The organism is Polyangiaceae bacterium (assembly GCA_016715885.1).
Taxonomy (GTDB): Bacteria; Myxococcota_A; Polyangia; order Polyangiales; family Polyangiaceae; genus Polyangium.
The window spans coordinates 158,976-171,425 of the sequence record JADJXL010000004.1 but is presented as its reverse complement, the minus strand read 5'-3'; the positions used below and the strand labels follow the sequence as shown (position 1 = coordinate 171,425).

The window sequence follows — 12,450 nt, the reverse complement described above, 5'->3', positions numbered from 1 at the left end:
CTACAAATCCTTCGAAATGCATTCCCCTTCGCCCCGGAAATGCCCCAACGTACGCGAAAGCGCCGTCACGAAGGCACCCAGGTCATTGATGTTCGCCGCTGCCCCCGTGCCATAAGCACCGCTGCCCGGATCGATGTCGAGCAGCTTCTTCTGCGTCAGCTCATCGAGCGTCACCTCGCCGTCCATGTCCGCATCCGCCGACGCAATCGCGTCGAAGCGCAATGAAGCGTCCGGCGATTGCAAATCATCATAAAAGAAATGGTCGCCGTGAATCGTGAGCTCCACGTCGTCCGTGCCCCCATTCGTCACGAGCACCCCTTCGATTTCGCGCCCGTCCTTGTCCCCCTTGCATTGCGCATACTTCGTGGGCACGTCGAATCCCCAACGAAACGTCTTCTTTTCTGCGCCCTTTTCCGCCGATCCCTCGACATATACGGCATACCCCTTCTCCGTCATCATCGTCAGGTCCGCTGCCGTCGCGCCATCTCCCGCAGCCGTGCCCATGCTGGCCGGCCGTATCGAATAAGAAACGTCGGTCCACGCTTTGGCCGCAAGGTTGTCGAATGATATGACCGGCTTGACCCCCGGCGCGTGGTGATCGAACAGTTTCGTCGTGTCCGCCCAAGCTCCAGACAAACCCGTCGAATCCGTGACGCGAACATCGCCAATCACGACCAAAAACTTCGTGAACTTGACCGTCCAGCCATCCACGAAATCCGAAGCGGGGATTTCTTTTTCAATATAGTCTTCGCCCCACGTCGAAAACGATACCGAACCCGTTCCAGCAGGCTCCTCCGATCCGCAGCCGAAGAGCAATGCCGTCGCAAGCAAAAGCGCATTTTTTCCGAAGCTCATGTTCCTTTTCCTTCTCCTGGTATCCTGCCGAATTTCATGGTGTCGAATACTGAAATCGAAACGCCGGCGCCTTCTTGACGCCTCGTTCGATTGCGCGAAACGCCGCCGAATCCCGCGCGAGCAATACCGGCGTTCCATCCACGCTCTCCGGCACCGCATCCAGCTCCACTTGATCCAGCCAAACGCTCAATGCCAAATGAACCGTCATCGTCCCATCCGCCTGCACGTCCGGCTCACCCTCGATTGCACACCCTTCCACGCGCGGCTCGTCCGCCGCGTCCAGCACGTCCGCGATATCGAACTCGGCACGAAATACCCGCACCATCGTGTCCTTTTTGCCTTCGCCTTCCAGCACCACCACGTGCCCACCCAGCACTTCGGCAGCATCCCCTACCGGTTTGTCCGCGAACATGAAACGCGCCGAACGATAAATCCCCGAAACCCCTTCGCCCGGCGGCAACGACGCCTCGCCAAGCGCCAAATCGACCGAGGCTGGCGTCAGCATCTGCCCCATGGCATCTCCAGGCACATAATGACCAGGATGCGCATGCGCCGAGCGAATGCCAAAGAAACCGTCATCATGACGCGGCTTCCATTCCGCGAACGCAGGCGCGCCATTCCAATAATAAAGAGGCCCGATCGACAATGCAGCACGCGTCAGCACCAACGACCAGCCGTATGCATTGACGATGGGCGCATCGATGGCATCGTCCGCCACGATGCGCGTGTTCAAAACGACGCGCTTCTCCGCGGTCGCCGACGTACAGGACACGCTCGACAAAGCGCCGACCATCGCCGACGTCACGAGCAGCATGGGCCCGGCGAGCATTGCGAAACCGAGGCGCTGAAAACGTGAATGCATATCGTGTTTCCTCTCGAATCAGGATCCAAGGTAAAGAGAAAGGGTCGCCATCAGCGTAAAAGGTGCGCCCACGGTCACGACCTGCCGAGGCACCAGCGACGGAGCAGCTCCACGCACGAAGCTCGATGCATACGTGAATTGGCCGTCGTACCATTGCGCATCGAGCAGGTTTTCCATGTCGACTTTGATGCCCACTTCGCGCAGACGCAGCCCAACCGACACGTCCGCAAGAAAAATATCCCTGCCAAACTCGCCATAAGGAAGCGGCCTTCTGCCGAGATACGACAATCCCGTGCCAATGTGCCCGACTAGGTCCCGCCCCAGGATGCGCGCGAGCTTCGGCGTCAACGCAATATCAGCGTGCGCGACGAACAGCGGCGTATACGGAACGAGCGCGCCTTCTTGATGATTCGTATCGCTCGCGGAAAACGTCGCGTGCGTGTACGTCACGCTGCCGCTCTCGACGATCCACGGCTTTGGACGCATTGTAAAATCCACCGAAAAGCCCGTGCGCATCGTCGCCGGTGCACGCTCATTGCGAGCCGTCGTTTCCTCGAAAACGAGGTCATCCGATAGGCGCGTGTGGAACACCGCAATGCTTGCATTTGCGCGATCACCGTCCGCGTATCGAAGCCCTCCCTCGAATGACCGCACCGTCGTGAATGGCGCCCGCTCGCCGTCGCCCAAACTCCTCGCTTGTGGCGAGCGGAAACCATCCCCGTAACTTGCAAGCGCGTGCAGGTGCTCATGCAGCGCGACGTCCACCGTTGCTTTGCCGCCCACGTGCGTCCCCATGGCCGCTCGCGCCGCGCCGCTGCCTTCTCGCTCGAGGTCCGTCACTCCATAATAAAGCCCATCCACACGCACGCCGCCGCGTACGACCACGCGCCGAATGGGCCGCAAGCTCGCGTCGATCCAGGCCGCCGCATCGACAGCGCGGATGTTCGCGTCGACCAATGTGCCCGTGACATGGTCGTCGACGACCGAAAGGCGTTTCTGCGATTGATCGATGAAATCCGAGCGCGCGAACGTGCCCACCTCCACCGAATCCTCCGGCGAGAAAATACGAATCTTGCGGCGATGATACCCGGAAAAACCCACAGTAAATGCTTCATTCATTTGCTGCTGCGAATCGCCATTCACGGAATCCACGAGGAACCCCGTGTAGTTCGTTCGCAATCGCAAGCTCCGCCCAATGAAAAAAGGTGTGAGCGCCGACCGAGCTGCGCCGTCATCCGATTCGTGCTCGAGCCCCACGACCACTTGCGCGCGCGTCGAATCGCCACCTTGACGCGGATCGTACGTGCCGAATCGATCGACGAGCCCGTTTTCCACGTCGTCGCGAAGCAGCACGCCTGCCGAGGAAAATCGCGCGGCATATGCCGAGGCCATGAAGCGCACCGAAACGTTATTTCCTACGGGAAACACCCATTGCGCCACAGCCGAAGCCCGACGCGCCGCACGTGAAGGCCCAAAACCATCCGTGCTTTGCGCTTCCACGGCTGCAAAGGTTTCCTCGGACGCGTTTTGGGGACGATACGCCACGAACATCCGCCGCTCGCCATACGTACCAAGCCCGAACGACGTCGTGAAACCCGATTGCGCGAGACCCAAATCGAATTCGATGGTCCCGGCGACCGCAAAGTCGCCCTGACGCGGATCGAATGGCCCCGGAGTCGCGCGAACTCGCCGAACCACTTCGGGCATGATGAAATGCAGGTCGGCGTATCCTTGCCCGTGAACGTTCGATACTTCGTTCACGGGCGCGCCGGCCACGCGCAATTCGATGTCTTGCCCGTGTCCCGCGTCGAAACCGCGCAAAAATATTTGATGCGCCTTGCCTTGACCGCCATGCTGCGTAATGAATACGCCCGGTAAAACTTTTAACAAGTCGCTCGCCGTACGATGAGGCGCGGCCCCGAGCACGTCACGTTTCTTCACGACCGAGGATGCATTACGCGGCGGCGTTTCGCCCGCGACCGTCACGGAAATCGCTGGCGGAGGGGGAGGGGTTGGCGTTGCAGAACGATCTGGCTGTGGCAATGGTTGCGGCGACGGCAATGGTGGAGATGCCGGTGGCTGCGCCACGAACCGAGCGACCACGCGAATTTTGGCTTTGACCGGCGAGCCATTGCGTGTTGCCGGCGCAAAGGTCCAGCCCGTGACCGCTCGCATCGCCGCAGCGTCGAACTCTGGCGAAACGCTCGCCTCCACTTCGACGGCCACGACGCGCCCATCCGGCGCGACCGTTGCCACGAGCGGCACGATGACGTCATGCGCTTCGGCCTGGCCGTTTGGCCACGCGGGACTCGGCTGCGTCAACGGGACCGGTGGCACGACGCCATCGTGCGCAGCGGCCGGTACGGCGGCGCAGATCATCGCGACGAGCAAGAACAAGGTTGACCGCATGATTCGACGCAGGTCCCGCATGTAGCACGAACACGCGGCATCGTGCTACGCATTTCGGCGCGCGACGAGGACGCACACCCGAGTGATGGGCATTTCGTTCCTCATGACGCGCAAAAACCCTATGTCAACGCTCGTCCACACGCGTTTTCCGCATGGGAACGCCATATCGACGCCCAACATCGTCCCCCATCGAATCTCCGCGCCTTCTCGCCCGCCGCGATCGCCTGCATCACTCGGGAGACGCCTTCTCGGCCCCCGAGATCACGTTTCCCATGTGGAACGACTGCCCAACGGCCGCCGTGATCACCTTTCCCAGTCGGAAGACGCCTTCCCGCCCGCCGTGATCACCTTTCCCATCGGGAAAACGCCCCAACGGCAGCCAATATCACGTTTCCCATGCGGGACGACGGCCCAACGGTAGCCGATATCACGATTCCCATGCGGGAGACGCCTTCGCGGCGGCTGATATGTGAATTCCCTTGCGTGTTGATGCGTCCAGGAATGTCCTTGACGCCTTGTTGGCGCTCGACGGCTTGAATACCTTTGCAGCGGGTGGGGCTGCGACGGCCGTGTGGTCGTTCCAATGAGGCCCTATTCCCATTCGGCCTTTTTGAATTTCAAGCCTTGGTGTCCCATGACGGGAATCACTGCGCAGAGCAGCAGGCCGCCGCGTCTACGTTCCGCGATGCTTTTGTACGGTTCGAGGAACGGATTCACGTAATCGGAATCGTTGTCGAACATGACGTACGGTTCCCAAATGCCGCCGTGCACTTCGTTCAAATGCCAATGACCGCCGGTCACGTGCCTGGCGACTTCGCCCGTATACGCCACGATTGCGGCGAACAAATTGGGAATTTCGAGTATGCGGCTCCGCGGTCGTATGCGTTTCTTCAGCGCTTCTTCCACCACATCGAGGCTTTCGCGCGTATTGTCGAGCGCTTCGCGGGGCAATTTCAATTGCTTTGCCAATTCGTCGACCAATTCCGGCACCGCTTCGATGAAATGCGGCCCCTGCGGGAGCAATCCTTCCAAGACGTGTTGCGAAAAGGGGCGTTTCGCAGACTCTGCAAGACAGTCTTCGAGAGCTCTTTTGGATTCGTACAGGATGCTGCGTCCGTGGTTATGAAACAGCAAGAGCTCGCCACGCTCCGACACGAAAGCGTCCCCAAGGGTGCTGCAATGTTCGGGATCCAACGTCCATTGACCTTCCGCGAGGAGTGCCTTGGCTTCAGATTTGGTGACAGACCATGCTTTGGCCCATCCTTTGGCATTCGATGGGCGTCGCAGGCGGGGATCGTTCTCCATGGAATTCTCTAGGGGTTGGGGGTGGTGGAACCAGGGACGCCCGGATCGCCCACCAGGCCATCGTCCAGGATGGGCGCGTCAAATAGCACGGGTACGCGTGGAGGGGGTTGACTTTTGAGGCGAAACGGTAGACCAGGGAGGACAAACCCCTGCGACTGCACGTTGATCACCAGGACTTGCAGGCAGTTGAGACACACTGGAGCTACGCCGTGCTTGATGGCTAGCTTCAATGGAGCCGCTCCCTTTCGAGAGCGGAATGTGCTCAATTCCACGGCGGCCCTCTCGGACAAGCTGCTTCAATGGAGCCGCTCCCTTTCGAGAGCGGAATGAAGGCGAAGGGGAGGGGTAGAGGAATGGGGCGTCGCGCTGGAATGTTCGGACTATTTGCGAATACCCGCTTTGAGCTCATCCCGTAGCATTCGGTGGAGCTGCAGAGTGCTCCCGCAAAAGTGACGCATTTTGGGGGTTAGCATCGTATCATCGAGAGACGACTCCAGGTCGTTGATGAGTGGGTCGATAACTGCAAGGCCAGCGTCGAATTCACCATTTGACTGGCAACATCGTGCGTATGTCATGCTCATCGAGTGTCGTCGCTCTTCATTCGAAAACCCGCGCTGCACCAGCTCTTCCCAGATCTCACGGCAAACCTCGTGGGGTTGATCGGATTTGCAGGCGGAATCGAGGATCGACTCGGTGATGCGCCGCTTCGTTTCCTCGTCATCATCTGCACATTCGACAAATTCTGCTTCGATTTGGCGATATTCGCGAACGGCTTGCTCGAAGGTCAGCTCGCCATTGCATTCGCGAAATTGGACTGCATTCACCCGTTGTGTCAATGCGATTTCCCGAGGCGTCAGCTTTCGGTCCATGGGCATGAGAAGCTGGCGGATCCCGGCCTCTAGCTCGTCGCGTATTTTGCGGGCCATCGTGAGATCATGTTCCCAATAGGCGCGTAATTCAGGCGTGAGCGCAGCATGTTCGAGCCACGCTTCGGACTCCGCAATGAGTGGTTCCAGCACTGCGATACCAGCGTCGAACTCGCCATTCCATTGGCAACACCGCGCGTAGATACCGGTGAAGATGCGCTTCTGTTCACGATCGGAAAACCCTCGTTCGACCAATTCCTCCCATATGCCGCGGCAAACCTCGTGGGGCTGCTCGTCATCGTGCGCTGCACCGAGAATCTGCGCTGTGATGCGCCGCTGGATATCTCGCACATCGTCTTCGTCATTGCCCGCCCGAGCGACGAATTCCGTTTCGACGCGGCGATATTCGCGAGCTGCTTGCTCGAAGGTCAATTCCATGAGACGCAGCGTGACTTGGCTCATCTCGTGAGTGAAGGCGACTTCTTCCGCGTACGATTTCAGGCTCATGATCGTGCTCCTATTGCAGCCCCCAGCGTTGGTCCCAATATTCGCAGGATCCATTCCCGACTGCGGTAGGCCATTGTTGAGTATCCCGACAGACCTTGACGCAATTATCGCATCTCGAGGACTTCCAATGGTTCCCCCCGAATGGGTTGCCAATGGTCGTCGCCATGCATGCTGTATAATGCGCCAAACACTTGTTCCACCACTTGCTCTTTTTGGCTAGTTCCGCCACATCCTTCGCTGCTCGATCTACTACTTCCACGCTCACCGCAAACACAATCGTGTATGCGCCAGCTTCGAGCACCAATTCGCTGACGACGATTGCGACGCCGACGGCGGCGACCGCGGGCGAGCCCATGAGCGACCGATTTGCTGCGCTTGCCTGTTCGCGTTTATTTTTCAATATTTGCACGCCCTCGCGCAGGGGCTGCTCGGCAATGGGCATGGCGCGCAGAGCATTCCGCATACAGGCGCCAAGGTCGTAGGCCGAGTTGGGGATATCGTCAATCGTCACATCCTCTTTGTCGCCGTCTTCATCCACGAGCACCTTCGAATCGAATGTGTGATACCCCGGCTCCAGTTGGGATCCATATTCGGCTACGCAATCGGCGGCTCGCACGACCGTGATATCCGGAAGCTCGGGGCGGCCGTCCCATGGTGTCTTCTGCTTGGCGTAAACCGGTCCAAGACGACTCGTGCAGCCGACCAGCGTAAGTCCAATCGTACCAGCCCCCAAAAAACCCCTCGCTAGCATCGTACGCATACGTTTGGTCATTGTCATCCTCCGGGTCTTTCATCGTCTGTTCGTCATCGTGGTGGCGCTCGAGCCCGCAGTCTTCTAGTCACTCGCGTGGTTTCTACAAAGTCGCTTACCGCGGTAAGTTCGATGCATCTTCGTTCGCTTCAATGGAGCCGCTCCCTTTCGAGAGCGGAATGTGGAGGCACGTTCGAGTTCATCGGCCGTGACGAAAAGCTTCAATGGAGCCGCTCCCTTTCGAGAGCGGAATGAAACTCGTCGTCCGGCTCCTCGATGGTCAACGAGGCTTCAATGGAGCCGCTCCCTTTCGAGAGCGGAATGGGCGCACGAGATTCAAAGCGCTTTTTGGGGCACCGAAATGCTTCAATGGAGCCGCTCCCTTTCGAGAGCGGAATGCGCCCAACAACGCGCAAATTGCGCTGGAGTACCACACGCTTCAATGGAGCCGCTCCCTTTCGAGAGCGGAATGGGCGTCGAGTGAGCAGTCGTGCCAGCCGTGTGCGGCGCTTCAATGGAGCCGCTCCCTTTCGAGAGCGGAATGCTCTCCGCCGTAGGGGTCCACGATCTCCGGGACGTTGGGCTTCAATGGAGCCGCTCCCTTTCGAGAGCGGAATGCCTACCGACGCAGCTCGACCCCTCGCGCGTCTTGGGCGCTTCAATGGAGCCGCTCCCTTTCGAGAGCGGAATGAAGAAAGGGGAAGGGTTGACAGGGTAGAAAGGGGACTGCTTCAATGGAGCCGCTCCCTTTCGAGAGCGGAATGGGGGCCGCGATTCGGAGGCATTCATTGGCCTACGCGCTTCAATGGAGCCGCTCCCTTTCGAGAGCGGAATGGTGCGGCGATCACTTCGAGACGACGTGCGAGAGCGGGCTTCAATGGAGCCGCTCCCTTTCGAGAGCGGAATGGCAAGCGTGGCAAATTGGTATCCGGTGGAGCCCACCGGCTTCAATGGAGCCGCTCCCTTTCGAGAGCGGAATGTGCCGGCCTGCGCGTCGGAATCGATCTGCGTACAGGGCTTCAATGGAGCCGCTCCCTTTCGAGAGCGGAATGTTTAAACGCCCAGATGGTTGTCTTGTAGAACTTCGGATGCTTCAATGGAGCCGCTCCCTTTCGAGAGCGGAATGTCGCAATGTTCCCCCGGCTGAGGCTCGGCAAGCCCGCGCTTCAATGGAGCCGCTCCCTTTCGAGAGCGGAATGGGGAAGCATACCTGCCCCCGCCGTTGGGTATCGATTGGCTTCAATGGAGCCGCTCCCTTTCGAGAGCGGAATGTGGCGGCGGCGCGCGCGCACGAACACGCAAGCCATCTTGCTTCAATGGAGCCGCTCCCTTTCGAGAGCGGAATGGAGCTGTGGCAGAAGTATTCGTCAACGATCGACGATGGCTTCAATGGAGCCGCTCCCTTTCGAGAGCGGAATGGTCTTGGCGTCATCTTCGCCGAAAGCGCAGGCGATCCGCTTCAATGGAGCCGCTCCCTTTCGAGAGCGGAATGAGGCAAGCGAACGACGAGGGCAAGCCGAACTTGTCGGCTTCAATGGAGCCGCTCCCTTTCGAGAGCGGAATGGCAAAGACGGCCCGAAGGACGTCCACACGATCCTCGCTTCAATGGAGCCGCTCCCTTTCGAGAGCGGAATGGTGCGATGTTGGCGGCGATTCGATTGACCAAATGGCCGAGCTTCAATGGAGCCGCTCCCTTTCGAGAGCGGAATGCGCGACGCGGAGCGGCTGAGCGTCGATGGCACCGGCGGCTTCAATGGAGCCGCTCCCTTTCGAGAGCGGAATGCGGCGAGCTGAGGTTGACCGCTTCAATGGAGCCGCTCCCTTTCGAGAGCGGAATGGGCGCGCATGGTTATCTCTCCGATGTTTGGTATGGTTGCTTCAATGGAGCCGCTCCCTTTCGAGAGCGGAATGACTTTCCTTGCGATGAAGCCATGAATATCTTGGCGGAGCTTCAATGGAGCCGCTCCCTTTCGAGAGCGGAATGCGCCCGTATACGGGAGCCTGATAACGGGCCGAACCGCGCTTCAATGGAGCCGCTCCCTTTCGAGAGCGGAATGCCTTTCCGCGCGCGTCGCGCTTCGCGTCTACGACGTCGCTTCAATGGAGCCGCTCCCTTTCGAGAGCGGAATGAGACGAGGGAGGCGTACGACAGCCCGTGGGACTGGATGCTTCAATGGAGCCGCTCCCTTTCGAGAGCGGAATGGTGGGCAACGGGTTTGCGGCGTGCGCGTTTGCCCCGCGCTTCAATGGAGCCGCTCCCTTTCGAGAGCGGAATGCGACAAAATGGTAAACGCGAATACCTGCCGCCCGAGCGCTTCAATGGAGCCGCTCCCTTTCGAGAGCGGAATGCCAAACGGATGCGCAAGAGAAAGAAGGTCGACGGACTGCTTCAATGGAGCCGCTCCCTTTCGAGAGCGGAATGTGCACAAGGCACGCGCGAACTCATTGCAAAGAATGCTTCAATGGAGCCGCTCCCTTTCGAGAGCGGAATGAAGCACCTCCTACCGCCCCAACCGCGAGGCAATAAACGGCTTCAATGGAGCCGCTCCCTTTCGAGAGCGGAATGGTGTGTGCAGAATTTGGAGTAGACCCTGGACCGATCGGCTTCAATGGAGCCGCTCCCTTTCGAGAGCGGAATGGACGCTCCCGAGAAAAGTAAGGAACGTCCACGACTCGGCTTCAATGGAGCCGCTCCCTTTCGAGAGCGGAATGGAGTACGAGCGCTTTCGGCGAAATCTTTCTGCTGAGCTTCAATGGAGCCGCTCCCTTTCGAGAGCGGAATGTCCGTCCGGCGAAGTGTTTGCCGCTGACGCGCGCAGCATCAGCTTCAATGGAGCCGCTCCCTTTCGAGAGCGGAATGACGGAGGTTGGCGCTGCGACGGTCACACCTACCGCCGAGCTTCAATGGAGCCGCTCCCTTTCGAGAGCGGAATGCGTATGGACATTCGCGATACAACCTGCGAGTCACGGCTTCAATGGAGCCGCTCCCTTTCGAGAGCGGAATGTGGAGCGTTTTGGATTGTCGAGCGGAATCGCCACGGGGCTTCAATGGAGCCGCTCCCTTTCGAGAGCGGAATGATGAGGGTCAGAAAAACGAGCACAAGCGGCACGTCCGCGCTTCAATGGAGCCGCTCCCTTTCGAGAGCGGAATGCTCGGGAAGTTGCTCATGCAGGTGCGCAGCGAATTGCGGCTTCAATGGAGCCGCTCCCTTTCGAGAGCGGAATGAGGTCCGCCGGCCCCCCGGCCGCCCGGGGCCCCCGGGGGGCCCCTGGGGCGGCCAGCGCCCCCCCGGGCGCGGCGCGGAGACGGGGGTTGGTCGGCCGAACCCCCGACCCCTGCCGCCTACCCCAAATTCCCTTTTATGTCACCGGAGAGGCCCCCCGCGAGCCCCCCCCCGGCCAAACGCGCCACGGAACCTCTCCAAAACCGCCCTGTCACCACACCCACCCGTCTCCCCCCCCCCCCATCCCCCCCACCCCCCCCCTTCCACACTTTTTCCTCAACTCCCCTCACACACCTCACTCCACCCCCGCTTTCCGCACCAAAACCCCGTCGCAACTCCCCGCTCTTGCCCCCTCCCACACGGGTTTCGCCATAGCAACGCCCAACATCGTCCCCACATCGACCCCCCACGCCTCCTCGCCCGCCGCGATCGCCTGCACCACTCGGGAAACACCTTCTCGGCCCCCAAGATCACCTTTCCCATGTGGAACGACTGCCCAACGCCCGCCGTGATCACCTTTCCCAGTCGGAAGTCGCCTTCCCGCCCGCCGTGATCACCTTTCCCATCGGGAAACCGCCCCAACGGCAGCCAATATCACGTTTCCCATGCGGGACGACTGCCCAACAGTAGCCGATATCACGTTTCCCATGCGGGAGACGCCTTCGCGGCGGCTGATATGTGAACGCCCTTGCGTGTTGATGCGCCCCAGAATGTCCTTGACGCCTTGTTGAGTCTGGAATATGTGGCTTTCCTACACAGGAGGCCGCACATGACAACCTTGGGCGAGCAGCTTCAGAATCGAATACGCGTGAGTGAAAAGGTCATTGCATCGGCACGGACGCATGGCCCCAAGATTGCCGCGATTCTTGCGGATTACGCGGTTACCATCGAGGGACCGGGCACGCCGGCGACGGCGGAGGCTTTCAAAGCCGTGATCTATGCTGCTGCCAATGGCCTCGAACATGCCACGAAGGGCATGCGCGAAACCGAACACACTGTGGCGGCAGAAAAGGCGGACGACGTACCCGTGCGGCAAAAGCGCGAAGAGGCTTGTTCGGAGGTTGGTGGTTTGCTCGTTCGATTGCGATCGGCGGTCGAGGATCACCTTGGAGCCGAAGGAGTGCGGACGTATGGCCTCGCGAGTGAAGGGACGCGCGTGCCGCGCAAGGTATTGGAATACGCGCAGAACGTGGTGCAACTATTGGAAAAAGCACCCGTGAAGATAGCGTCTCCATTTGGCGGCTCATTCGATTCAGCGGTGGCGGCGGCGACGCTCTCTGCAAAGGCGGCCATTCTCGCGGGATTCATTGTGGACGACGATCGGGAGGCTCGCGAGCTGGAGGATGCGTACGCATTGCGTGACCGAGCGGTCGCTGCATGGAGCGATGCGTATCAGGGCGCGGCGGCGATGCTCGAAGGGCTGTATCGGCGCGCTGGGTGGAAGGAGCTTGCGGAGAAGGTGCGGCCGACGCTGCGCAAAGTGCGCGGGGAGGAAGTGGGTGACGATATCGAAGGAGCGCCGCCGGAAGGGGGATGATTTGGGAAGCCCACGGGGCGTGATTGAAGCCAAGAGCTTCTGATCTCGACGTCGCCATGCTGCGACGGAGAGCGGGCCGGGCCGTGAGGCGCGCGTTGGCGAGCCGTACCTCCGACAATTTCGCGAAATGTTAC

The 12,450-nt window shown here is 60.0% G+C and carries 7 protein-coding genes and 1 CRISPR repeat array; of the genes, 1 reads left to right on the top strand and 6 read right to left on the bottom strand.

The genetic code is table 11. The annotated features are described in order from the left end of the window. The 6 genes from IPM54_08990 to IPM54_08965 form a co-directional block, all read right to left on the bottom strand. Complete coding sequence (locus IPM54_08990) at nt 1-831, bottom strand: hypothetical protein (GenBank protein MBK9259956.1); 831 nt, start codon at nt 829-831, stop codon at nt 1-3. Nucleotides 832-889: 58 nt separating this feature from the next. Then, on the bottom strand, nt 890-1,717 hold the full coding sequence (locus IPM54_08985; GenBank protein MBK9259955.1) for a hypothetical protein: 828 nt from the start codon (nt 1,715-1,717) through the stop codon (nt 890-892). Between the two features lie 18 nt (nt 1,718-1,735). Then, nucleotides 1,736-3,892: a TonB-dependent receptor plug domain-containing protein gene (locus tag IPM54_08980; GenBank protein ID MBK9259954.1), complete on the bottom strand. Its 2,157-nt coding sequence runs from the start codon at nt 3,890-3,892 to the stop codon at nt 1,736-1,738. 825 nt (nt 3,893-4,717) lie between these two features. Further along, the gene (locus IPM54_08975; GenBank protein MBK9259953.1) at nt 4,718-5,431 is read right to left on the bottom strand and encodes a hypothetical protein; all 714 of its coding nucleotides are present in this window, start codon (nt 5,429-5,431) and stop codon (nt 4,718-4,720) included. A gap of 380 nt (nt 5,432-5,811) precedes the next feature. Next, nucleotides 5,812-6,804, bottom strand: coding sequence for a hypothetical protein (locus IPM54_08970; GenBank protein MBK9259952.1), 993 nt, complete (start codon nt 6,802-6,804; stop codon nt 5,812-5,814). A gap of 10 nt (nt 6,805-6,814) precedes the next feature. Further along, a complete protein-coding gene (locus IPM54_08965; GenBank protein MBK9259951.1) occupies nt 6,815-7,576 on the bottom strand; it encodes a hypothetical protein in 762 nt (253 codons plus the stop codon). 125 nt (nt 7,577-7,701) lie between these two features. After that, a CRISPR array of direct repeats spans nt 7,702-10,781; the repeat unit is 36 nt; unit sequence GCTTCAATGGAGCCGCTCCCTTTCGAGAGCGGAATG. 767 nt (nt 10,782-11,548) lie between these two features. Between IPM54_08965 and IPM54_08960 the strand changes: the two genes are divergently transcribed. Beyond that, nucleotides 11,549-12,316 carry a hypothetical protein gene (locus IPM54_08960; GenBank protein ID MBK9259950.1) on the top strand — a complete coding sequence of 256 codons (768 nt, stop codon included), beginning with the start codon at nt 11,549-11,551 and terminating at the stop codon, nt 12,314-12,316. The last annotated feature ends 134 nt before the right edge of the window (nt 12,317-12,450 follow it).